Genomic DNA, 22,060 nt, shown 5'->3' with positions numbered 1-22,060 from the left:
CTTGCTGTTATAGACCTGTATAAGCAGCAATTGCTGCAGAAATTGCCAATGCTAACTCTTCTGGCCTGCGTTTAGTCGAGTAATCTACTAACTCAGGATGGGAGTCAACAAAACTTGTATTAAAGCGACCACTTCTAAAATCAGCGTGTTTTAAAATTTCTTGGTAATAGTTAGCGGTAGTTTTAATCCCTTGTAGGCGCATATCATCCAACGCACGAGAACCTCTATTGATAGCCTCTTCCCACGTTAAAGCGCGTACTACTAATTTTAAGCACATGGAGTCATAATACGGTGGAATGTTGTACCCTGTATAAATCGCTGTATCAACACGTACCCCTGGCCCACCCGGCGCATAATAGTGGGTAATACGACCAAACGTAGGTAAAAAGTTATTTTTGGGATCTTCTGCATTAATGCGAAACTGTAATGCATAGCCTTTAAAGCGAATATCCTCTTGTTTGATAGACAGTGATTTACCAGCTGCGATATTGATTTGTTCTCGAACAATATCAATACCTGTGATTTCTTCTGTAATGGTATGTTCTACTTGAACACGAGTATTCATTTCCATAAAGTAAAAGTTATTATCAGATAATAAAAACTCAATGGTTCCAGCGTTCTCATAACCCACAGCTTGCGCAGCACGGACAGCCAAACCACCAATATATTGCCGTTGTGCTTCTGTTAGCTGTGGACTAGGTGCTATTTCAATCAGCTTTTGGTTACGACGCTGGATCGAACAATCACGCTCATATAAATGAATCACGTTACCATGACTATCGGCTAGAATTTGTACCTCAATATGACAAGGATTAAGAATACATTTTTCTAAAAAGACTTCAGCACTACCAAAAGCTTTAGTAGCCTCAGAAATCACACGTGAGTAGTTTTGTTTTAACTCATCAGGATTATCACAGCGGCGAATACCGCGCCCGCCACCACCCGAGGTAGCTTTTAACATAATAGGGTAACCTACTTGTTCAGCTTCGTGAAGCGCTTCATCAAGGTCTTTTAAATTTCCATCAGTCCCTGGTGTACAGGGAACACCTGCTTTAATCATGGTATTTCTGGCTTGGGTTTTATCTCCCATCAGATGAATAACTTCTGGAGAGGGGCCAATAAAACGAATACCTGCTGCTTGGCAACATCTTGCTAATTCAGGGTTTTCAGATAAAAAACCATACCCTGGATGCAAAGCATCACAACCTGTTTTAACGGCTAAATCAACGATCTTTTGTGGATTTAGATAGCCTTCAAGTGGTTCTTCCCCAATATTGTAAGCCTCATCAGCCCGTTTAACATGCAGTGCATGTCGATCAGCCTCACTAAAAATAGCAACCGATCGAATATTCATTTCAGCACAAGCGCGGATAATTCGAACAGCAATTTCCCCTCGATTGGCTATCAATATTTTTTTAATCACATTGACTCCTAAAATGTTAACGGTCTTTCTTATTTATCTTGCGTATACCAAAACATTCTTTCAATAAAATTTTTAATTATTGTTCATTCTATAGAGCAAGGTCATTTTATAGGTAAATTATTTAACATTACAACCACTAAATAATCTGGTTACTTTTTAATAGGCATAAAAAAAGCCACTGTTAAAAGTGGCTTTCTTTCCAATAAAGAATATTATAATTCTTTAATTGTTAATACATCATCTTTATTAATGCTACTGTCTTTACCATCTAATTGTTGGAAACGATAAAAGCCAGCATCTGCATCTAACTTAGGTGTATCTGTTGTTTGAATTTGACGGCCATCTTTTAAAGTAATGACTGATGGGGTCGCACAGCCTGCTAAAACACCAAAAAAACCTGCAAACACTAACGCAAATAATACTTTAAGCTTCATAGAATACTCCTCTAATAAAAACCCTTTTATATAAGAAACACTAAAGATGATAAAGTTCACCGTGTCTACATATAACACTATTCTATGCTAGATTTTAAAGATATGGTAGTCTTATTGTATTTCAAGTTAAGAAAATACTAGGAGCATCTCATTATGCTAGAACCGCTAATTATCGAACCACAAAATCAGGCCGATTCAGCAGTTATCTGGTTACATGGATTGGGATCTAATAAATATGATTTCCAATCTGTTGCTGAGCAGTTACAACAACAAATATTACCTAATACTCGCTTTATACTTCCTCAAGCTCCTAATCAGCCTGTTAGCTTAAACATGGGGATGACCATGCCCTCATGGTACGACATTATTAGCCTATCATCCCCACGTGAAATCAGTGTGCCACAGCTTCAGCGATCTGCTGAATCAGTTATTAAATTAATAGACGCACAACGTAAACAAGGTATCGCATTAAATCGTATTATTCTTGCCGGCTTCTCCCAGGGCGGTGCCGTTGTTATGCACACTGCTTATATAGCATACCTTGAAAATGTTGGCGGGGTAATGGCCTTATCAACCTATGCGCCCACTTTTAATGAAGATACTGTTTTTGTTGATGGCAAACTAGCAATTCCTTCCCTGCATTTGCACGGAACAGATGATAATGTTGTTGATATTAGTTTAGGAAAAGCAGCCTATACCTTTTTGTTAGATCATGGCGTTAATGCATCATGGCATACTTACTCAATGATGCATGAGGTATGCAATAAAGAGTTATCTGATATTGCAACATGGTTGCAAGAGCGCCTTATTAAACAACAAAAATAATACGAAGCCATTATTCTTATATTATTTGCATCTTTATATTGCTTTTATTAGCACTCAGTTAATAAAAGCAATAGCGCAGAGCATTAGTTGACTCTCACTAACACGATCTAATGCCATTTTCTAATTTATTAAACTTTATTAACTGGTAATATACAATTTTTGCCAGACTACCTTTAAAACATGGCTAATAATATATTAAAACATCCTCGAATTAACTTGCTCATTAATATTGTGCTTAGTTTATTAATCGCTATTAATGGTTTTTATTTAATATTTCCTGTTTTAATTAACGCCCTGTTTCTTTTACCTGATAAATTCGAAACATTTAATTCGTGGGAAAACACCTTATCTGTATTTGATCTTTTTGAGATACCCCAATTTGCATTAGGCTGCGCTCTTATTTTTGCGGCGATAGGGCTCACGATGCGTACTCGTGCCGCATGGTTTTTTTCACTTATTATACTTTTTTTTACGTGTACCTATGCATCATTAACCACCATACAAAGCCATTGGTTAATGCCCTATTCTTTTACCCTTATTTTAGTACTCATACTAAGGTTCAAATTTTATAATAAGCATAGCATTATTGCTGGTAGCTACTTTGCCTTAACGGGGATGATCTTACTGCTTTTTTACGCCGTATTCGGTGTTTTATACATGGGTTCACAATTTAAACCCGCATTAACCGATATGCCAAGTGCATTTTATTTTTCCCTCGTGACAATGTCGACAGTGGGCTATGGTGACATTGTTCCTTATACCCAAGATGCTCGCTTCTTCACCCTTACGGTCATTATTCTTGGTATTACATTCTTTACTGCATCTCTCAGTGGTGTCATCAGCTTTGTCACCGATGGGGGATTCAAACAAATTATTCATAGTAGAAGGATTCAAAATATGCGGAATAATCACTACATTATTGCAGGTGCATCACCGCTAGCAATCAGCTTGTATCAAGGACTTAAAGATCGAAAAATGGTGGTGACTGTTATCGTCAACAAAGAGTCTGCCCATACTTTCCCTGCCGATACAGATATCGTCATCGGTGATCCTTCTAATACAGAATGTCTACTAAAAGCTGGCGCTAATAAAGCGAAATATATTCTTGCGCTTCGTAATGATGACTCTGATAATGTATTTATAATATTAGCGGCTAAAGAAGTCATCGGGGAACAAACAAAAATTATTTCTCTAGTAAACTCAAGTAGTAATTTACAGAAAATCAAACGTGTCCAACCAGATATGCTATTTTCGCTACAACTTTTGGGAAGTGAGTTACTTATTCGTACACTAAACAATGATCCCATCGATAATAAACTCGTAACAGATCTATTTTTTGGCCATATTGATACATAAGCAATAATATATCATTTAAATAAAATTACCCCACAAGGGGGCAATTTAACAACCTAGTGTTAAGTTCTTTATTTTACGGAATCTAGCATACGCATTAATAAAATTTTATAAAACTGTTGCATAGCTACATTAAACTCTGTGTTAGGATCATTATTAAATCTATCTTCTAACTCCACAAAAATTGCTTGTTTATCATACCCCTTAATGGCAAGTAAAAAATCATAACCAAATTTTTCATGGTACTTGTCATTAAGCATTTGTAAGCGTTGTGCTTCCTCTTCTGTACATACATTTAGACCAGAACCAGATTGTTCTGAAAGGGAGTGTGCAGCAATATTTTTAGCACGTAAACTCTTACAAGCTAAGCGTGGGTGTGTTTTGATTAATGATAACTGTGTGTCATGGTCGCTATTTTTTATAATAATAACCATGGTTTCATACATATTAACAAATCCTGTAAATGGGCGCTTTTGGCTAGATTCTTTCACAACCCAAGGGGCATTATTAAATAGAGGTGTAAACGTTGTTACATAGTCCGTTTCACTCATTTTATTAATATCTTGAAAACGATAAGGTGCCTTATTACTCACGTTTGCATTGGCTCCCATAGAAAAAGATAAACAAAGAAAAACCCCTACAAATAATTGCCTTAATTTCATAATAACTTCCTGATAATGATTAAATAAATAGTTTGATGTAAAACATTTTTATTTTAATTCAAAATCTAAAACCAGAGTGAGCATTCTATCTAAAAAAGCATTAGCTATTAGCTTAAATCAACGAATAAAATTATTAAAAAATAACACCCTATATTTAATTTTGATAACTACTATCAGCAATTTTGTGGTTCTATTATATTCATTACGCTTGAGAAATCACGATATATTCAACTCTATAATAATATCCCTGTTAATTGAGTAAACAGTAAAATAGTAATATACAAAACATTAATATATATCAATGAACATACCCCTTTGTTGAAGAAATTGTTATATCCTTATTTATACTGACTAGCCTCAAATCGACTTGTTTATTAATTAGACTATAGTATTAAGTGTTACAGTAAAACTAAAGTATTAAAGATAAAGGAGCTTTAAATGAATCGCCTGACATTATGCTTCATTAGAAACATTATTATTGGCCTACTGATCTCTACCTTTACACTGCCAATTTTAGCTAAAACAATTGAGACACCTGGAGGTCCGCCTCAAACTACCACTGAAGTAATTTTGAAAACAACAAAATCATGGGATAACGTTCCTTATAAAAATTACCCAATAGGAAACCCAGAACTCATTGTAATGACCTATCATATTCCCGCACATTCTGCTTTACCCTGGCATAAACATTTTGTTCCTAACGCAGCTTATGTAGCTTCTGGTATATTAACCGTAGAAGAAAAAGATGGTAGTAAAAAAGTATTTACTAAGGGACAAGTCGTACCTGAAATGGTAGGGCCCATTCATCGTGGTGTAACAGGAAATGAACCTGTTGAGCTTGTTGTATTTTATGCATCAAGTGACCAATCAAAAATCACAGAGAAAGTGGATAATTAATTAAAGTTTATTAAAATACCTAGACTAATGGTTATTTTATTTCATTATAAAACTGCTTCATACTCTATAAACGAATTAAATAAAATATAGTACTATCTATACACCAAATTATTAAGGAATGATTACTATGACTAAGAAAGTAGCTGTAATTACAGGTTCAGGAGATGGGTTAGGCAAAGGCATCGCTAAACGTTTAGCTGAAGATGGTTTTAGAGTAGTTCTTTCCGATATTAATGTCACCACTCTTCAAAAGACTGAGCAAGAGTTTAAACAATTAGGATTTGATGTAACCAGCTTTTTAGGCGATGTTTCTAAACAAATAGACCAGCAAAATTTAGTCAATCATGCTGTCAATGCTTTTGGTCAAGTTGATGTTTTCATTAATAATGCAGGAATTGAAGAAGTTGCTCCTATACTTGAACTCACACCCGATGACTTAGAAAGAATTTTAAATATTAATGTAAAAAGCGTCATCTATGGTACACAAGCAGCAGCTAAACAAATGATTAAACAAGGCTCTGGTGGAAAAATCATAAACGCATGCAGCATTGCAGGGCATGAGTCTTATGAGCTACTTGGCTCTTACTGTGCTTCAAAACATGCTGTACGTTCTATTACCCACACATCTGCTAAAGAGCTTGCTCAACATAAAATCACAGTAAATGCGTATTGCCCAGGTGTTGCGCCCACTAAGATGTGGGATCGTATTGATGCAGGCATGGTTAAATACATGGGGTTAAAACCCGGTGAAGCACTTAAGAAATTCTCATCTGGCATTTTACTAGGTAGAATGCAACAACCTGATGATATTGCTAACCTTGTCTCGTTCTTAGCATCTCCCAATGCAGATTATATTACAGGCCAAGCTATCATCAGCGATGGCGGTATTGTTTTCCGTTAAAATAAAAAAAGCATGCTACTTTTCTTTTCTGTAGCATGCTTTTAATAGAACATTTTTTTAAGCCAATAAGTTTATCCTCATCGAGGATTATCAAATCATAAAATGGCTAAAATCATTTGCTATTTCAGTTTCTTTAAACAGCTTACGACATTCATCCAATAATTGCTTATGGCTTTGTTCAGAGTGGCGAGAGCTAATATGGGTAATAATAAGTTTTTTCACATTCGCTTTCTTCGCAATTTTTGCTACTTGTGTCGTTGTTGAGTGCCCATACTTCTCGGCTAACTCTTCTAAAGCGTCTTCAAACGTCGCCTCATGCACCATCACATCTGCATTGTTTGCAAGAACTATCGCTGTTTTAGTAGGAACCGTATCGCCAAAAATAGCAACCACTTTTCCTTTTAAAGGAGAGGTTATAAAATCTTTACCTTGCAAAATACGCCCGTCTGCCAACTCGACTTCTTTTCCCTCTTTCAATTGTTTTAAATGGGGCCCTTCTGGCACTTTTAATTTAGCCAGTAATTTAGTGTTGAGTGCACCTGGTTTATCTTTTTCTACCACTCTAAAGCCATAGCTTTCTATACGATGGGTCAGTGGCAAACAAGACACTATAAATTGTTCATCCTCAAAAATAACCCCCTCCTCAATTTCTTTAATCTCTAGTTGATAAGATACGCGTGACGCAGAAATATTCATCACCACCGTTAAATACTCTTTAATCCCTTTTGGTCCATAAACAGTAAGAGGTGTCGCTTGATGATCGAAAGATCTTGAACTTAAAAGTCCTGGCAGTCCAAATAAATGATCGCCATGTAAATGTGTAATAAAAATCTTTTCTATTTTCGGAATCTTCAACGGTGTTTTTAAAAACTGATGCTGAGTACCTTCTCCACAGTCAAATACCCAAAGAGCTTTTCGCTCTTTCATTAAGTTAAGTACACAACAGGAGACATTACGCTCATTTGAAGGTAAGCCTGAACCAGTACCTAAAAAAAATAGTTCCACCTAATATTCCCTCAATCTATTGGATGATTTATTGCAAAATGTTTTTAATCCATTTGCTCATCGCTAAAAAAACACAAATTATTTCTTACTCACTGGTATGGCGTATATACCAAATACCTGCCTCACAACTAATAAAGCCTTCTAACTCCAAATCCGTTAATTCAATTAGCACTTTGTCAAAAGGCATATCAAGGCTCATAGCTAGTGACTCGCTACTTTGTGGCGCAGCCTTTAAGGTTTTTAATAATAAACTATCTGGAATACTATCAAAAAATGATTGCTGTGTATCCAATGGAGATTTCACATCAATATTTTTCCATCCTTGTAATGCATCTAAAATATGATCAATACTTTCCACCAGAGTAGCACCCTCTCTAATTAACTGGTGGCATCCTTTGATGCCCGCATAATGGATAGAGCCAGGAATTGCAAAAACTTCTCTTCCTTGTTCTGCGGCTAGCTTCGCTGTAATTAGAGAACCACTGGATAATGATGCTTCCACAACCAATGTTCCTAACGACAAACCACTAATAATTCTATTTCTTCTCGGAAAATTAGAAGCTTGAGGTGCTGTATTTAAAGGAAACTCAGAAATCAAAGTACCATTATTTTCAATAATATCTTGTGCGAGCTTATGGTGACTCTTAGGGTACATATGCTGCAATCCACAGCCTAGCACCGCAATCGTCTCACCACGACTAGCTAATGCGCCAGAATGAGCAGCACCATCAATACCTAGCGCCAAACCACTGGTAATAACAAACCCGCCTTCTGCTAACTTTTTAGCAAACTGATAGGCGGTGTCTAGTCCAGGTTTACTGGCATGACGACTCCCTACAATAGCTAATTGAGGTTTTTCCAATAAACTAATATTCCCCTTGGCATAAAGTATAGGAGGAAAATCACTGATTTCTTTTAATAATGCAGGGTAATGAGGAGAATCCCAAAAAATTAACTGTTGATTCTCTAATTCTAGCCAATGCAATGTTTGTTCGGCTTGCTCTTTTGCTTGTTTATGATCCACACTAATGCTGCTATTAGGTAATCCTGCCTGTTGCCATTTTGTTTGTGAGTGCAGAGCTATATCTGCCGATTCATAATGATTCACTAACTGGAAAAAGCGCTTCCCACCAATCGTAGGTAAATTATGTAAAATCAAGCGTGCCTTTAATTCTTGTGCAGATAAGTCATTCATTTGATTTATCCCTCAGTTATATTTCATAATCCAATAAAATATCTCCCATAAAAAAAGAGAGATTAAACAATCTCTCTTTTTTATACCGCAACATCACTTATTGTGGGTTTTTTAACTTATCACCCACACTTAAAGGTCTGCTTGCTGATAAAACAATACCATAACTTAATTTATCATATGTACGAAAAACCATTAAAAGGCCTGCTTCTTCATCAGGTAATTTAACATCACCACCTTCAACCTGATCTTTCACAGTTTCACCTAAGCGATAAATAGATAATACGTTACCCACTTCAATGCCGTCACGTGCACCTTTATTGATAAGTACCACATCAGAACGACCTACTTGTGTTACACCTCTAGGTACATCAACGATTTCAGCATTGATTAATGTCTTTGGAGAGCTAGGTTGGAAAGTCGCTGAAATATTACGCTCTTCTGTAGGTAATACACGGTCGCCGTTACGTACTTCTTGGTTTGTACGAACAAGTTGTAATGTTGAGACTTCGCCTTGTTTGGTTATTAATGTTGCAGAACCGATTTCATCCGCGTTAACTCCTAATAACTCATTGGTTTTAGGGTCTCTAAATTCTTTAGCTTGACGGAAAATGCCAAAACCTGTTTCACCCTCTGGTAATTTGCCACGTGCATAGACTCTATTTCCTGCACCACTCACTACACTACCAGACTCGCCACCTACAATATAGGGTTTTGTGTTTAATTCTTTGGTGCTTGATAACACCCTGTTACGTAATAAGAAAGAATTAACTGCTTGTAAAGGAATCGTTGGAATAGCATCTGATGTTGGCTCTACACGAATAGAAGGTGATAACTTCACTGTTCCTCTAGACAACCCACGCTTTAAGCTTACACGAGGTTTACCATTAACATAAGTTAATGTCAGTGTATCACCTGGATAAATTAGATTAGGATCTTTGATATTTGGGTTTACTTGCCAAATTTCTTTCCAATGCCACGGTTGTTTCAGAAAACGTCCTGAAATATCCCATAAAGTATCACCTTTTACAACCGTATATGTCGTAGGATGATTTTCTTTTAACTCGACTTGTTGAGCTTGTAACAGTGTACTAAAGGCTAGTAAACTAAGGGCGAGTAGTAATTTCCTCATGCCATGCATTCCTTTTTTATTACCTAATTTTTAAAATTACAACAGAAAACATTCATCTTATAGTGTAAACTGTTTCGGTATTATAACGCTATTTATTTAACTTTCTACAACGAAATCTACTGTACTATGTCAATTTTAACCATACTTGAATTTCCAGACCCTCGTTTACGTAAAATTGCGACACCTATTGACAAGGTGGATGCAGATCTTCAACAACAAATTGACGACATGTTTGAAACCATGTATGAAGCACCTGGAATAGGCCTTGCTGCAACACAAGTCAATTTTCATAAACAGCTCATTGTAATCGATATTAGTGAAGATCGTACACAACCACTGGTATTTATTAATCCTAAAATTGAAATTTTGTCAGAAGAGCCTCACGTTTACAAAGAAGGTTGCCTCTCAGTCCCAGGCTTTTATGAAGATATCATTCGGCCTGAAGGAGTAAAGGTAAATGCTCTAAATCGTTATGGTGAAGCTTTTGAGATGACTTGCGAAGGGCTTCTTGCCGTATGTATCCAACATGAAATGGATCACTTAAGTGGCAAACTGTTTGTTGATTATTTATCTACTCTCAAACGCAACCGTATTGCTCATAAGCTTGAAAAGCAACATAAACAAGACCAAAAGGCTGTTAAATAAAATGAATAAACCGTTACGTATCATTTTTGCTGGCACGCCTGAGTTTGCTGCCATACATCTGGCAAAGATCATTCAACAAAATCTTCATAAATTGGTTTGTGTTTACACGCAACCTGATCGCCCTGCTGGCCGTGGCAAAAAACTCATGGCAAGCCCTGTTAAAGAACTAGCGTTACAGCACAATATACCTGTATTTCAACCTGCAACCCTTAAGACTGAAGAAGAACAAAAACAATTAGCTTCCTTACAAGCAGACCTTATGGTCGTCGTTGCTTACGGCCTCATTTTACCTCAAGCAGTTTTAGATATACCTACATTAGGATGTATCAACAGCCATGCATCACTTCTTCCCCGCTGGCGTGGAGCAGCGCCCATTCAACGAGCAATTCAAGCGGGTGATAAAGAAACAGGTATTACTGTCATGCAAATGGAAGCAGGACTCGATACAGGGCCGATGCTATTAAAAGCAACAATCGCCATTACAGAACAAGATAATGGTGGTAGTTTGCATGATCGCCTTGCTGAGTTGGGGGCAACAACTGTCATTAAAGCAATTGATGGCCTCGCAAACAAAAAGCTAACCCCAGAAAAACAAGATGATAGCGTTGCTTGTTATGCCCATAAATTAAATAAAGAAGAAGCTGAAATTAATTGGCAGTTAGCAGCTACCGACCTATCTAATACAGTAAGAGCATTCAACCCTTGGCCCATCTGTTATAGTTTTATTGATGGCGTGCAATTAAAAGTATTAGAGGCGCATGTTGAGGACAGATCAGGCAAAGCGGGTGAAATAATCAATATTTCAAAAGAAGGTCTCATTGTAACCTGTGGAAAACAGGCACTATGCATTACCAAGTTACAACTCCCTAACAGTAAACCACTCCCCTTTTGGGATGTTTATAATGGCCATAAAGAGTTGTTTACGCCTCATCGGATACTCGGCAAATGAATCCGAGATTAGCCGCATGCCATGCCCTAACGCCTGTTTTACAAGGTAAAGCCTCTTTATCAAGTAGCTTGCCGCCTCTATTAGCTCAAGTAGAGGAAAATAATAAAGGCCTTGCCCAAGAACTAGCATTAGGAACAGCGCGCTGGCAGCCTCGACTTGAGTTATTATTAAATAAGCTACTGGAAAAACCGCTTAAAAATGCCGATAAAGATATTGAAGCACTCCTTTATATTGGCTTGTATCAACTGCTCTATATGCGTACTCCAGCCCATGCTGCCATTAATGAAACAGTTAACTGCGTTAACACCTTAAAAAAAACATGGGCCAAAGGACTTATTAATGCTGTCTTACGTCGATGCCAGCGTGAAAATCTAGAGATTTTTGAACAATTAGCGAAAGACCCTGTTTCCTTTACTGCTCACCCTCGTTGGTTACAAAAACGCTTGAAACAAGATTGGCCAGACTATTGGCTAAGTATTTGTGAGGCTAACAATGCGCATCCTCCGATGACTTTGCGTATTAACTTGCAACATACAACGCAAGAAAACTATCTCAACTTATTAGCACAAGCTGAAATTGAAGCGACACCTTGTCAATACAGTAGTGAAGGCATACAACTAAAAAGACCATGTGCAGTACTGCAACTTCCCTATTTTGCGGAAGGTTGGGTTAGCGTTCAAGATGAAGCAGCACAATTAGCTGCACAACTATTAGACCTAAAACCACAACAACGAATTTTAGATGCTTGTTGCGCACCGGGTGGAAAAACTTGCCATATTCTTGAGCGAGAACCTAATCTTGCTGAAGTCGTCGCAATTGATGCTGAAAATAACCGGTTACAGAAAGTCACAGAGAATTTACAACGTCTTAGCCTACAAGCTACGCTAAAAACAGCTGATGGTAGAAACCTTGCCAATTGGTGGGATAGCCGCCCCTTTGATCGCATCTTATTAGATGCCCCTTGTTCTGCCACAGGGGTTATTCGCCGCCATCCTGATATCAAACTAACTCGCAAACTAGAAGACATTACCCCCCTAGCTAATTTGCAATATGAACTACTCACCGCTATTTGGCAAACATTAGCCGTAGGCGGCATCCTAGTCTATGCTACTTGCTCAGTATTACCCGAAGAAAACACACAAAATATTGAGCGTTTTTTATCGACACACCCCAATGCTCAAGAACTCGATATAGGTAACCAATGGGGTATTAAACAACTAAGAGGCCGTCAGCTTTTTCCTCAAATCAACGGACATGATGGTTTCTATTATGCAAAACTCATCAAACTAGCTAAATAATGATATCTATTACTACACCCAATAAAAATGAATACCCTCTTTTATTAGAAATATGGGAAGCCTCTGTTAAAGCGACCCACCACTTTTTAACCCAAGAGGTTATTGCCGAATTAAAACCCTGTGTCTTGCAGGACTATTTCCCTATGGTGAATCTTTTTTGTAGTCTGAATGACAAACAAAAAATTACCGGCTTTGCGGGTGTACAAGGAGATAAATTAGAAATGCTCTTCATTGATCCCACCCTCAGAGGCCAAGGTATTGGGAAAGCATTGCTAAACCATGCAATAACTCAATTTAATATCAACTATGTTGATGTTAACGAGCAAAACCCCCAAGCAACTGCGTTTTATTTACATCATGGATTTAAAATTATTGGTCGCTCCCCCTTAGATGGTCAAGGAAAGCCATACCCTCTTTTACATTTAAAACTCAAAGAATAAACAAACACCCACAGACTTTAATAGCTTACTCTTTACTTAATTAAATATTTAGTTACAATTGGCTTTTAATTATTAAGCCTATAAAGGAATTAACCAGGTGCAAGAACAACTCCCTAATAACATAAATGGTGCTGATCCATACCCAGAAAAACGTACTATTGAAGAAGCATTAGCCTATGACTATGATTTTTCTATTGGCGATGTCATAGCCCGTGCATGGGAAAAAGTTAATGGTGTAAAACTACCTTTGTTTGTTGCCCTTTTGATTATCATGGTCATTAACACCATCATTAATGTGTTCCTTGAAATCATTCCTGAGCAAGCCGCTATAGTCTTTAACATTGCCTTAAGTATTGCTGCTTGCGGCCTTTCCACAAACTTTACAATCATTGCTTTAAAACATTTACGTGGTGAAAAATTAATTGATGCTCTTAAATGTTTTTACTCGTTGTCTAATATTTATATTACACTGGTTATCGCTACGGTTGTAGCAACCATTTTAGTAGTCTTTGGCTTCCTCTTATTTATTATTCCAGGTATTTATTTATCTATTGGTTATTGTCTTATGCAGTGGATTATCATTGATCACCCTGAAGTTAGCCCATGGCAAGCATTAGAGATATCTCGCAAAATTGTCACAAAACACTGGTTTAAATTTTTTGGCTTATATTTCATTCTAACGATTATTCTGATTATCTCTGTCATTCCTCTTGGCATTGGCTTAATCTGGACATTACCTCTTACAATACTTGCACCAGGTGTTGTTTATCAAATTATTTTTGAAAAATCTAATGCTTTAGTTATTTAATAAAAAAGCGCTTCAAATGAAGCGCTTTTTGTTAGTCTCTATCAATAAAACGTGAGCGAGGCGTTGCGGTAGGGGTAATATCTCCATCGAGAGGTAAGAAATTTCCTATCTCATCGTCAAATGCTTTAATCGCTCCCGTTTCGATATCATAAACCCAGCCATGAATAAATAAATGACCGCTGGCTAAACGTGAAGCAACCGAAGGATGTGTTCTTAAATGATCTAACTGAGCAATAACATTTTCCTCAATCAAAACATCTAATGTTTCTTCATTTAAACAACCACAATTTTCCGCAACAACAGTTCTTGCAACTTCACAATGCCTTAGCCATGCTTTAACTGTTGGCATGGTTTCTAACGTATTCTGATCTATAACAGCACGCATAGCCCCACAATTAGAATGCCCACAAACAACTATATGTTGGACATTTAAGGCCATGACTGCATATTCAATGGCTGTGGATACGCCCCCATTATTTTGACCATAAGGCGGGACAACATTACCCACATTACGTGTAATAAATAAATCGCCAGGAGAGCTTTGTGTAATAAGCTCTGGCACCACTCGAGCATCGGCACAGGTGATAAACATCGCACGAGGTTGTTGTGATGAGGCTAAACGCTTAAATAGTTCCTGTTGTTCGGGGAAAACTACTTCGCGAAACTTTTTAAAACCCTCTACAATTTGTATTAACGCCTCTTCAGCGGTTTCACGAGGAGGTAATTTCTTTTTACTTTGTCTTTTACGCATAATGTTCTCTAATGATTTACTAAGGTAACAACCAAATTAGCGAAGCCATCCTTCCTGTCATTGCTTGGCGGCGGTAAGAAAAAAATATTTCCTTATCACTCACTGTGCAAAAATCTCCCCCATAAACGGCTGTCACACCCGCTTTTCTTAACCTTAGCCTTGCTAATTGGTAAATATCTGCTAAATACTTATTGTGAGTCGAGCTCGCCCTAAAGGCTAACGCTGCCTCACTGTCTTTATCTAAAAATGCTTGCTTTACTTCCGCACCTACTTCAAATTTGTTGGGACCAATAGCAGGGCCAAGCCATGCCATTAACTGATTAGGTTCAACAGGTAATTGATTAACTGTTTCCTCTAAAATACCGTTCACTAAACCGCGCCAACCCGCATGCGCTGCTGCAACATATTGACCCGACATGTCACAAAATAGCACGGGTAAACAATCAGCCGTCATTACAACACAAGCAAGTTCTGACTGATCTGTCCAGCTCGCATCAGCCTGCAAAACTTGATCGATATCGGCTTTGGTTGCTATTGCGCTATGTACTTGCTCTAACCAAGCAATTGATTTGTAACCTAGGGTTGTTTGTAAACGTTGCCGATTTTCTAAAACTAATTGCTCGTCATCCCCTACATGCAAACCTAGATTAAATGAATCATAATCATTTTTGCTTACCCCACCTAAGCGAGTAGTCGCATAACTACAAACATTAGCAGGAGCAGGCCAATTGGGCTTAATAATGGTTTCTTGTAATAAGTTATCCATTATTTTTCCTCAAATGACTCACTGTCTTGTCGTAATAAACTAAGCATCCACACCATGTCTTCGGGCAACTCAGACTCCCAACGGATTTTCTTACCCGTCACTGGGTGCTCTAACTCTAAAAAACGTGCATGTAATGCTTGCCGGGGGAAGTCTTTTAAACTCTGAACTAAAGTAGGGTTTGTTGCAGGAGGAATGCGGAAACGCCCACCATACACGGGATCACCCAACAACGGGAAATTGATATGCCCCATATGTACTCTAATCTGATGCGTGCGCCCCGTTTCTAATTGCACGCGCACATGTGTGTAAGCACGAAAACGCTCTAGTACGCGATAATGAGTCACTGCTTTTTTACCATCTGAAACTACTGCCATTTTTTGACGCTGCACGCCATGCCGACTAATTGGCGCATCAACAGTACCGCCGGAGGTTACAACACCATTTACAATGGCTTCATAAATACGGCTAACTGTTCGCGCTTGTAACTGTTCCACTAACTTCGTTTGAGCCTCTAATGTTTTTGCAACCACCATCAAGCCCGTGGTATCTTTATCTAAGCGATGGACAATTCCCGCGCGTGGCACATTCTGTAATTCAGGGGCATGATAAAGTAACGCATTTAATAACGTCCCTTCATAATGTCCTGCCGCGGGGTGAACAACTAAACCAGCGGGCTTATTTATAACTAATAATGCTTCATCTTCATATACGACATTTAGCTGAATATTTTGTGCAACCCAATCACCCTGAGACTCTTGCTTGGCGTGTAAATCAAGCACAGCACCGCTAAAAATGGTATCTTTAGGTCTTGATACCTTTCCATCAACTGTTAATTTACCCTCTTTAATCCACAGGGTTAAACGAGAACGAGAATAATCGGTAAACAATTGCGCAGCAATCTGATCTAAACGCTGCCCCCCTAGCTCAGAGGGAACTTTTGCTGTTAATACTATATCTGTAGAATTCATAAATTTTTCATTATTGACTTGGGTTTAAAGCTCAGCTTATGGTTAAATAGGAAAAATTTATCCTAATCGTTATAATAGTCATCATAGCAAGACTATCTTAATAGCAACAGTTTTTTTGAAATGAGAACACTATCACCATGCGTGTGAAACATTTACTAGTTATTTCATTATTGATCTTAATCTCCGCTTGCTCCAACTCGACCAAGGTGGATGAAAATTTAAGCGAGGTAGAACTATACCAACAAGCTCAGAAAGATCTTAATGGTAAAAATTATAGTGCAGCGATCGCTAAACTAAAAGCGCTAGACTCACGTTACCCTTTTGGTCGTTATACTGAACAAGCACAACTTGAGCTTATTTACGCTTATTATAAGATATCTGATACCGAGGCGGTACGTGATACAGCTAATCGTTTTATTCGCTTAAATCCTGATCAACCCAATGTGGACTATGCCTATTATATGCGCGGTCTTGCGGCATTCGACCAAGATCAAAGCTTCTTAGCACGCTTCATCCCACTGGACATGACCACCCGTGACCCCGGTGCAGCAAGAGTCTCTTATAACGACTTTGCACAACTAACACGTTTCTATCCTAACAGTGCTTATGCGCCTGATGCTAAGATACGTATGGTTTACCTACGTAATTTACTAGCCGCATACGAAGCACATGTGGGTGTTTACTACTTGGAACGTCAAGCCTACATTGCGGCGGCAAGACGTGGAACCTATATTGTAGAGCACTTTGATGGCACCCCATCAACAGCCAATGGTTTAGCCATCATGGTGGAAGCTTACCAACGAATGGGTATGACAGATTTAGCCAACAGTAGCTTAGAAGTATTAAAATTAAACTATCCAAAATACCCTGCAATTGCGAGTGGTACTTATAAACCTATGGTAAAAGAGCTAGCCGACCGTGATTGGTTTTCACGTACCATCGTTCGTTGGGTAGGTAGTAACAACGACCCTTTACCACCGGGACAAACTCGTGCTAATGAAGATTTAGAAAAACGCTACCAAGATGCGTTAGAAGAAATTCCTAAAGAAATCAAAGCCAGTACAAAATAAAAAAAGGGCAGTTGAATCTGCCTTTTTTATTGGGTAAATCCCCTGTGCAGGACACAAGGAGTCATAGACAATGAACTATCAACCTGTTCCCCTAGATAAAGCTTATTTACTTCTCAATCATGGTCCTACTATCATGATCAGTTCAGCATTAGAAGATAAGCAGAATATCATGAGTGCCGCATGGTCAACGGCTCTAGATTTCGACCCTCCCAAATTAGTCGTTATCATCGATAAAAATAATTACTCTAAAGAATTAATTCAAGCCTCTGGCGAATTTGCTGTCATTATTCCGAGTAAAGCGCAAGCCAAACAAGTACTACAAGTTGGAACATCAACTGGTCGTGAGATTGATAAATTTAAGACATTTGGTTTAACAACATTACCGAGTCAAACTATTAAAGCACCGCTGATCCAAGGTAGTTTAGCTGCATTAGAATGCAAGCTTATTCCAGAGCCGTACAATCAAGACAAATATGATCTTTATATTGGTGAAGTGACTGCTGCATGGGCTGACCCCGAAGTCTTTAGTCATGGAAGATGGCATATTACAAGCGATCAAAAACGCTCTATTCATTACCAAGCAGGTGGCACCTTCTTCCAAATAGGCGATCAATTTACTGTTGAATAATGTATTTTTCTATTCTTTTAATGAACGTTTTGTATAAATATCATAGCGACTACTTTTCCCCTCTAAACTATAACTGGGTGAAGCTCCCTCAATTATAGGAGCTTTACGTGGTCGCTTAACCACTACACGGTGACTGGCCAACACCAACGCCTTTTCTAATAAGTCAGGTGAATCTAAATCATCCCCGACCAAAGGGCGAAACAACCGCATTTCTTTTTTTACCAATGCAGATTTATCACGGTGGGGAAACATAGGGTCAAGATAAATCACCTGGGGCACAACACCTAACCAATTACTCATCAGGTCAATGGCACTTCCTTTCAATAACACCATGCGTTGGAGAATATCTCCTACCTCAACGTCAAACCTAGCGCGCACGAGGCCATCCTCTAGAAGCGTTGCAATAATGGGTTGTCGTTCGATCAATGTTACTTGACAACCTAACGTTGCCAAAACAAAAGCATCCCTACCCAAGCCAGCTGTTGCATCTAGTACTATAGGGCTAATCCCTGATTGAATACCAATAGCCTTAGCAATCATCTGCCCCTTACCCCCGCCAAACTTACGGCGATGAGCAGCAGCCCCATCAACAAAATCAACCCTTAAAGCCCCAACATTTTTTTCTTGTTGGCTTTGTAGTTGAATGCCTAACGCCCCCACCTGCAATGAAAAATCAGCGTCGCCCCCTAGTGGCAAATTTAGTACTTTAGCTAAATCTAAAGCCTTTTGCTGCCATTGCAAGTCTAAGGGTTCAATACAAACAGAGGCAGTAGCGAGATTATTACTCATTTAACGATAGTGACCTTACAAGCTAATAATATTATTGATATACTTTTATATAGTCTATTATTTTACCACAGCTAGGTAAACACAATGAAAGCTACACCCACTTTGACATGGAATGAGCATATTATTTGCACCCCTATCGGCGAACTTGTCATTTGGTTAGATCAAAAGTCCATACTTCAATTTATCGGCTGGCAAGAATTTAGACAAGAGACGATGAAACAACTCTGTCGCTTTTATCAAGTCCCTACGATAACTTTACAGAAAACGGCACAATCTCACATGGTGATTGATACAATCAAAGAGTATTTCGCAGGAAATATTCAGGCAATTGATACCCTAGTTGTTTCCGCGTGCGGAACTGAGTTTCAGAAAAAAGTATGGCAAGCACTTAGAGCCATTCCAGCAGGTTCTACAACCAGCTATGGTGAACTAGCCAAACAAATTGGTAGCCCTCAGGCTTGCCGAGCCGTGGGGATGGCCAATAACCGCAACCCCATTGCTATTGTTGTACCCTGCCATCGAGTTATTGGAAAAAATAATCAACTCACAGGTTATGCGGGAGGTCTGAATCGAAAACAATGGCTACTTGATCATGAATGCCAATATAGTACTTTATCAGTTTAAATTTGCTGACTTATCATTACAATAGATCTTCGCAAACTGAATTGCATCATTAACAGCAGCTCTAGCCTGAGGGCTATTTTTCCAACAGCTTACTTTTAACATAGATGCTATCTGATAAATAACATCCTCTGTATTTGTTTTTGATAATGCTAACAAAGAATCTATTCCAATTTGTTCGAAACGTTGAATTACTGTATTACCAATGCCGTTGATTGTGAGTAGTTTCTCTTTTTCTGCTTTTGAAAAGGCCATTGTCTTTCCCCCTAATTATTGACTTAATTCTAAAAGAAAGAAAATAAATTTAGAATGAAATTATGCTATGATTTAGCTTTAAAATACGCATTATTATTACAGATACACTATTTAGGATTAAAGCATGTCTGAAGATCAAAAACCTCAGGTTTCACTCAGTGATGAGAAAAGTTGGAAGCTATTAGAAAAAACATTGCAAACAAGCATCATTGAGCAACGTCGTTCAAGACGCTGGGGCATTTTTTTTAAACTACTTACATTTATTTATCTTTTTGTCTTATTGGCGATAGCCATGGGTAGTTTTAAAGGAGATATCTCAACAAATAGCGCACATACAGCAGTTATTGACGTTAGAGGGATGATTGCAGATCAGCAAGATGCCAGTGCAGACAATATAATTAAAGCCTTACGAACAGCATTTAAAGACCCTAATACAAAAGCCGTTATCATGCGCATCAATAGTCCAGGCGGTACTCCCGTCCAGGCTGGCTATGTTTATGACGAAATTAAACGTTTACGCAAAATTTACCCACAAACAAAAGTGTATGCAGTAATTACTGATCTCGGCGCATCAGGTGCTTACTATATTGCCAGTGCGGCAGACGAAATTTATGCTGATAAATCAAGCCTTGTAGGGTCAATTGGTGTGACAGCGGCAGGCTTTGGATTTGTGGATGCAATTCATAAACTTGGTATTGAGCGCCGTGCTTATACCTCAGGTGCACACAAAGCATTCTTAGACCCATTCCAACCAATGAAACCTGATGAAGTCGATTTTTGGGAAAAAACCCTTGATATTGTTCACCAACAATTTATTGACCAAGTTAAAGCAGGCAGAGGTGATCGTTTAAAATATCAAGATCATCCTGAACTTTTCTCTGGTCTAATCTGGTCAGGTGAACAAGCCAAACAACTAGGTTTAATCGATGGCTTTGGTAGTACAAGCTCCGTTGCACGCGATGTCATAGGTGTAGAAAACTTAAAAAACTACACAGTAGAAGATACCCCTTTCGACCGCTTTGCCAAAAAAATAGGTGCGAGTGCAGCACAAGAAATAGGAGCATCTGTCGGTTTACAAGGTGTGAAACTACAATAATAAAACCAAGCGAGGCAATATCGGCATTGCCTCGTTTTTTATCGATCTAAAAAGGAACATGCCATTATGTCGGGTAATACCATTGGTAAACTATTCACCGTTACAACCGCAGGAGAAAGCCATGGCCCTGCACTAATGGCTATTATTGATGGCTGCCCACCGGGGCTTAACTTAACAGAAGCAGACTTACAACACGACCTTGATAGACGCCGCCCTGGTAGCAGTAAATTCACCACACAGCGCCAAGAAGCAGATCAAGTTGAAATTGTATCTGGCGTTTTTGGGGGTGTAACAACAGGGTGTCCTATCGGCTTATTAATTCGTAACACCGATCAAAAATCTAAAGACTATACAGCGATTAAAGATATTTTTCGCCCTGCCCACGCAGATTTCACTTACTACCATAAATACGGTATTAGGGATTATCGCGGTGGTGGCCGATCATCTGCACGTGAAACAGCAATGCGCGTAGCGGCTGGTGCCATTGCCAAAAAATATCTAGCGACACAAGGCATTAAGGTACGTGGTTATATGAGCCAGCTTGGCCCTATTGAAATACCTTTTGATAGTTGGGAAGCATTAAACGCTGCAGGTAATCACTTTTTCGCACCTAATTTGGATCTATTACCAGAACTCGAAAAATACATGGAGCAGCTACGCCGAGATCAAGACTCTGTTGGCGCTAAGATTACAGTCATTGCCGATGGGGTTCCTGTAGGGCTTGGAGAACCTATTTTCGATCGTTTAGATGCAGAACTTGCCTATGCACTAATGAGCATTAATGCCGTTAAAGGTGTAGAAATAGGTGCCGGTTTCGCGAGTGTAAGCCAACGGGGTACAGAGCACCGAGATGAACTAACGAAAGAAGGCTTTTTATCAAACAATGCTGGGGGTATCTTGGGAGGTATCTCATCAGGTCAACCTATTGTAGCCAACCTTGCTTTGAAACCTACTCCTAGCATAACTACGCCTGGGCGTTCAATAGATACCCAAGGCAATGAAATAGACGTCATCACCAAAGGCCGACATGACCCTTGCGTAGGCATCAGAGCAACACCTATTGCAGAAGCGATGATGGCGATTGTTTTAATGGACCACTTTCTAAGAAACCGTAGTCAAAATGCTGACGTACAATCTTTATAAAACCCTACG

General features: G+C 38.6%; 25 protein-coding genes. 14 read left to right on the top strand and 11 right to left on the bottom strand.

Going from position 1 to position 22,060, the window contains the following annotated elements:
* Positions 1 to 7: 7 nt before the first annotated feature.
* Together DM558_RS15035 and DM558_RS15030 are read right to left on the bottom strand one after the other, a co-directional pair.
* Positions 8 to 1,423 carry an acetyl-CoA carboxylase biotin carboxylase subunit gene (locus DM558_RS15035; protein ID WP_127164683.1) on the bottom strand — a complete coding sequence of 472 codons (1,416 nt, stop codon included), beginning with the start codon at positions 1,421 to 1,423 and terminating at the stop codon, positions 8 to 10.
* Positions 1,424 to 1,635: 212 nt separating this feature from the next.
* Positions 1,636 to 1,857, bottom strand: a complete 222-nt coding sequence (locus tag DM558_RS15030; protein WP_127164682.1) for a YgdI/YgdR family lipoprotein — start codon at positions 1,855 to 1,857, stop codon at positions 1,636 to 1,638.
* A 153-nt stretch (positions 1,858 to 2,010) separates the two neighbouring features.
* On the opposite strand from DM558_RS15030, the gene DM558_RS15025 reads away from it, so the two are divergent.
* Both DM558_RS15025 and kch read left to right on the top strand, forming a co-directional pair.
* On the top strand, positions 2,011 to 2,682 hold the full coding sequence (locus DM558_RS15025; protein WP_127164681.1) for an alpha/beta hydrolase: 672 nt from the start codon (positions 2,011 to 2,013) through the stop codon (positions 2,680 to 2,682).
* A gap of 180 nt (positions 2,683 to 2,862) precedes the next feature.
* A complete protein-coding gene (gene kch, locus DM558_RS15020; RefSeq protein ID WP_127164680.1) occupies positions 2,863 to 4,038 on the top strand; it encodes a voltage-gated potassium channel protein in 1,176 nt (391 codons plus the stop codon).
* Positions 4,039 to 4,106: 68 nt separating this feature from the next.
* Here the strand turns inward: kch and uraD are convergent, their stop codons facing one another.
* Positions 4,107 to 4,697 (bottom strand): 2-oxo-4-hydroxy-4-carboxy-5-ureidoimidazoline decarboxylase, encoded by a 591-nt coding sequence (uraD, locus tag DM558_RS15015; RefSeq protein WP_127164679.1) that lies wholly within the window; start codon positions 4,695 to 4,697, stop codon positions 4,107 to 4,109.
* Positions 4,698 to 5,135: 438 nt separating this feature from the next.
* Between uraD and DM558_RS15010 the strand changes: the two genes are divergently transcribed.
* On the top strand, positions 5,136 to 5,594 hold the full coding sequence (locus DM558_RS15010; protein ID WP_127164678.1) for a cupin domain-containing protein: 459 nt from the start codon (positions 5,136 to 5,138) through the stop codon (positions 5,592 to 5,594).
* 127 nt (positions 5,595 to 5,721) lie between these two features.
* Entirely contained in the window at positions 5,722 to 6,495 is a 774-nt protein-coding gene (locus tag DM558_RS15005) for an acetoin reductase (RefSeq protein WP_127164677.1), read from the top strand.
* A gap of 90 nt (positions 6,496 to 6,585) precedes the next feature.
* Here the strand turns inward: DM558_RS15005 and rnz are convergent, their stop codons facing one another.
* The 3 genes from rnz to DM558_RS14990 form a co-directional block, all read right to left on the bottom strand.
* On the bottom strand, positions 6,586 to 7,500 hold the full coding sequence (gene rnz / locus DM558_RS15000) for a ribonuclease Z (protein WP_127164676.1): 915 nt from the start codon (positions 7,498 to 7,500) through the stop codon (positions 6,586 to 6,588).
* A gap of 85 nt (positions 7,501 to 7,585) precedes the next feature.
* Positions 7,586 to 8,695 carry a DNA-processing protein DprA gene (dprA, locus tag DM558_RS14995; RefSeq protein ID WP_127164675.1) on the bottom strand — a complete coding sequence of 370 codons (1,110 nt, stop codon included), beginning with the start codon at positions 8,693 to 8,695 and terminating at the stop codon, positions 7,586 to 7,588.
* 97 nt (positions 8,696 to 8,792) lie between these two features.
* Positions 8,793 to 9,824 carry a LysM peptidoglycan-binding domain-containing protein gene (locus DM558_RS14990; RefSeq protein WP_127164674.1) on the bottom strand — a complete coding sequence of 344 codons (1,032 nt, stop codon included), beginning with the start codon at positions 9,822 to 9,824 and terminating at the stop codon, positions 8,793 to 8,795.
* A 126-nt stretch (positions 9,825 to 9,950) separates the two neighbouring features.
* On the opposite strand from DM558_RS14990, the gene def reads away from it, so the two are divergent.
* From def to DM558_RS14965, 5 genes are all read left to right on the top strand, one after another.
* Positions 9,951 to 10,469 (top strand): peptide deformylase, encoded by a 519-nt coding sequence (def, locus tag DM558_RS14985; RefSeq protein WP_127164673.1) that lies wholly within the window; start codon positions 9,951 to 9,953, stop codon positions 10,467 to 10,469.
* 1 nt (position 10,470) lies between these two features.
* Complete coding sequence (fmt, locus tag DM558_RS14980; protein WP_127164672.1) at positions 10,471 to 11,418, top strand: methionyl-tRNA formyltransferase; 948 nt, start codon at positions 10,471 to 10,473, stop codon at positions 11,416 to 11,418.
* The gene (rsmB, locus tag DM558_RS14975; protein ID WP_127164671.1) at positions 11,415 to 12,716 is read left to right on the top strand and encodes a 16S rRNA (cytosine(967)-C(5))-methyltransferase RsmB; all 1,302 of its coding nucleotides are present in this window, start codon (positions 11,415 to 11,417) and stop codon (positions 12,714 to 12,716) included. The genes fmt and rsmB overlap by 4 nt, the downstream gene beginning before the upstream one ends.
* Positions 12,716 to 13,156 carry an acetyltransferase gene (locus tag DM558_RS14970; protein WP_127164670.1) on the top strand — a complete coding sequence of 147 codons (441 nt, stop codon included), beginning with the start codon at positions 12,716 to 12,718 and terminating at the stop codon, positions 13,154 to 13,156. Before rsmB ends, DM558_RS14970 begins: the two co-directional genes overlap by 1 nt.
* 97 nt (positions 13,157 to 13,253) lie before the next feature.
* Complete coding sequence (locus DM558_RS14965) at positions 13,254 to 13,964, top strand: DUF975 family protein (protein ID WP_127164669.1); 711 nt, start codon at positions 13,254 to 13,256, stop codon at positions 13,962 to 13,964.
* A 31-nt stretch (positions 13,965 to 13,995) separates the two neighbouring features.
* Here DM558_RS14965 and DM558_RS14960 read toward each other — a convergent pair whose 3' ends face one another.
* Genes DM558_RS14960 through rluD form a run of 3 tightly spaced genes read right to left on the bottom strand, consistent with a single transcriptional unit; the run spans position 13,996 to position 16,449 of the window.
* Positions 13,996 to 14,715: a carbonic anhydrase gene (locus tag DM558_RS14960; protein WP_127164668.1), complete on the bottom strand. Its 720-nt coding sequence runs from the start codon at positions 14,713 to 14,715 to the stop codon at positions 13,996 to 13,998.
* Positions 14,716 to 14,734: 19 nt separating this feature from the next.
* Positions 14,735 to 15,481 (bottom strand): peptidoglycan editing factor PgeF, encoded by a 747-nt coding sequence (gene pgeF / locus DM558_RS14955; protein WP_127164667.1) that lies wholly within the window; start codon positions 15,479 to 15,481, stop codon positions 14,735 to 14,737.
* Positions 15,481 to 16,449 carry a 23S rRNA pseudouridine(1911/1915/1917) synthase RluD gene (rluD, locus tag DM558_RS14950; protein ID WP_127164666.1) on the bottom strand — a complete coding sequence of 323 codons (969 nt, stop codon included), beginning with the start codon at positions 16,447 to 16,449 and terminating at the stop codon, positions 15,481 to 15,483. Before rluD ends, pgeF begins: the two co-directional genes overlap by 1 nt.
* A 137-nt stretch (positions 16,450 to 16,586) precedes the next feature.
* Here rluD and DM558_RS14945 point away from each other — a divergent pair, with 137 nt between their 5' ends.
* A complete protein-coding gene (locus DM558_RS14945; RefSeq protein ID WP_127164665.1) occupies positions 16,587 to 17,519 on the top strand; it encodes an outer membrane protein assembly factor BamD in 933 nt (310 codons plus the stop codon).
* 70 nt (positions 17,520 to 17,589) lie between these two features.
* Positions 17,590 to 18,147 (top strand): flavin reductase family protein, encoded by a 558-nt coding sequence (locus DM558_RS14940; RefSeq protein ID WP_127164664.1) that lies wholly within the window; start codon positions 17,590 to 17,592, stop codon positions 18,145 to 18,147.
* Positions 18,148 to 18,156: 9 nt separating this feature from the next.
* On the opposite strand, the gene DM558_RS14935 is transcribed toward DM558_RS14940, so the two are convergent.
* Entirely contained in the window at positions 18,157 to 18,936 is a 780-nt protein-coding gene (locus DM558_RS14935; RefSeq protein ID WP_127164663.1) for a class I SAM-dependent methyltransferase, read from the bottom strand.
* A gap of 84 nt (positions 18,937 to 19,020) precedes the next feature.
* On the opposite strand from DM558_RS14935, the gene DM558_RS15965 reads away from it, so the two are divergent.
* Entirely contained in the window at positions 19,021 to 19,560 is a 540-nt protein-coding gene (locus DM558_RS15965; protein ID WP_127164662.1) for a methylated-DNA--[protein]-cysteine S-methyltransferase, read from the top strand.
* Here DM558_RS15965 and DM558_RS14925 read toward each other — a convergent pair.
* Positions 19,552 to 19,812, bottom strand: coding sequence for a helix-hairpin-helix domain-containing protein (locus tag DM558_RS14925; RefSeq protein WP_127164661.1), 261 nt, complete (start codon positions 19,810 to 19,812; stop codon positions 19,552 to 19,554). The two genes, DM558_RS15965 and DM558_RS14925, sit on opposite strands and share 9 nt — an antisense overlap.
* Positions 19,813 to 19,936: 124 nt before the next feature.
* On the opposite strand from DM558_RS14925, the gene DM558_RS14920 reads away from it, so the two are divergent.
* Both DM558_RS14920 and aroC read left to right on the top strand, forming a co-directional pair.
* Complete coding sequence (locus DM558_RS14920; RefSeq protein ID WP_127164660.1) at positions 19,937 to 20,908, top strand: S49 family peptidase; 972 nt, start codon at positions 19,937 to 19,939, stop codon at positions 20,906 to 20,908.
* A gap of 66 nt (positions 20,909 to 20,974) precedes the next feature.
* Entirely contained in the window at positions 20,975 to 22,051 is a 1,077-nt protein-coding gene (aroC, locus tag DM558_RS14915) for a chorismate synthase (RefSeq protein ID WP_127164659.1), read from the top strand.
* Positions 22,052 to 22,060 lie beyond the last annotated feature (9 nt).

Origin of the sequence: Entomomonas moraniae (genome assembly GCF_003991975.1) — a bacterium.
Taxonomy (GTDB): Bacteria; Pseudomonadota; Gammaproteobacteria; order Pseudomonadales; family Pseudomonadaceae; genus Entomomonas; species Entomomonas moraniae.
The sequence above is the reverse complement of the archived record's forward strand: the minus strand, read 5'-3'. Positions and strand labels throughout refer to the sequence as shown.

What these genes read in the sequence shown, in the direction of transcription:
- DM558_RS15030 (WP_127164682.1), bottom strand. Translation starts at nt 1,857, where the DNA reads ATGAAGCTTAAAGTATTATTTGCGTTAGTGTTTGCAGGTTTTTTTGGT.
- DM558_RS15025 (WP_127164681.1), top strand. Translation starts at nt 2,011, where the DNA reads ATGCTAGAACCGCTAATTATCGAACCACAAAATCAGGCCGATTCAGCA.
- kch (WP_127164680.1), top strand. Translation starts at nt 2,863, where the DNA reads ATGGCTAATAATATATTAAAACATCCTCGAATTAACTTGCTCATTAAT.
- uraD (WP_127164679.1), bottom strand. Translation starts at nt 4,697, where the DNA reads ATGAAATTAAGGCAATTATTTGTAGGGGTTTTTCTTTGTTTATCTTTT.
- DM558_RS15010 (WP_127164678.1), top strand. Translation starts at nt 5,136, where the DNA reads ATGAATCGCCTGACATTATGCTTCATTAGAAACATTATTATTGGCCTA.
- DM558_RS15005 (WP_127164677.1), top strand. Translation starts at nt 5,722, where the DNA reads ATGACTAAGAAAGTAGCTGTAATTACAGGTTCAGGAGATGGGTTAGGC.
- dprA (WP_127164675.1), bottom strand. Translation starts at nt 8,695, where the DNA reads ATGAATGACTTATCTGCACAAGAATTAAAGGCACGCTTGATTTTACAT.
- DM558_RS14990 (WP_127164674.1), bottom strand. Translation starts at nt 9,824, where the DNA reads ATGAGGAAATTACTACTCGCCCTTAGTTTACTAGCCTTTAGTACACTG.
- def (WP_127164673.1), top strand. Translation starts at nt 9,951, where the DNA reads ATGTCAATTTTAACCATACTTGAATTTCCAGACCCTCGTTTACGTAAA.
- fmt (WP_127164672.1), top strand. Translation starts at nt 10,471, where the DNA reads ATGAATAAACCGTTACGTATCATTTTTGCTGGCACGCCTGAGTTTGCT.
- rsmB (WP_127164671.1), top strand. Translation starts at nt 11,415, where the DNA reads ATGAATCCGAGATTAGCCGCATGCCATGCCCTAACGCCTGTTTTACAA.
- DM558_RS14970 (WP_127164670.1), top strand. Translation starts at nt 12,716, where the DNA reads ATGATATCTATTACTACACCCAATAAAAATGAATACCCTCTTTTATTA.
- DM558_RS14960 (WP_127164668.1), bottom strand. Translation starts at nt 14,715, where the DNA reads ATGCGTAAAAGACAAAGTAAAAAGAAATTACCTCCTCGTGAAACCGCT.
- pgeF (WP_127164667.1), bottom strand. Translation starts at nt 15,481, where the DNA reads ATGGATAACTTATTACAAGAAACCATTATTAAGCCCAATTGGCCTGCT.
- rluD (WP_127164666.1), bottom strand. Translation starts at nt 16,449, where the DNA reads ATGAATTCTACAGATATAGTATTAACAGCAAAAGTTCCCTCTGAGCTA.
- DM558_RS14945 (WP_127164665.1), top strand. Translation starts at nt 16,587, where the DNA reads ATGCGTGTGAAACATTTACTAGTTATTTCATTATTGATCTTAATCTCC.
- DM558_RS14940 (WP_127164664.1), top strand. Translation starts at nt 17,590, where the DNA reads ATGAACTATCAACCTGTTCCCCTAGATAAAGCTTATTTACTTCTCAAT.
- DM558_RS14935 (WP_127164663.1), bottom strand. Translation starts at nt 18,936, where the DNA reads ATGAGTAATAATCTCGCTACTGCCTCTGTTTGTATTGAACCCTTAGAC.
- DM558_RS15965 (WP_127164662.1), top strand. Translation starts at nt 19,021, where the DNA reads ATGAAAGCTACACCCACTTTGACATGGAATGAGCATATTATTTGCACC.
- DM558_RS14925 (WP_127164661.1), bottom strand. Translation starts at nt 19,812, where the DNA reads ATGGCCTTTTCAAAAGCAGAAAAAGAGAAACTACTCACAATCAACGGC.
- DM558_RS14920 (WP_127164660.1), top strand. Translation starts at nt 19,937, where the DNA reads ATGTCTGAAGATCAAAAACCTCAGGTTTCACTCAGTGATGAGAAAAGT.
- aroC (WP_127164659.1), top strand. Translation starts at nt 20,975, where the DNA reads ATGTCGGGTAATACCATTGGTAAACTATTCACCGTTACAACCGCAGGA.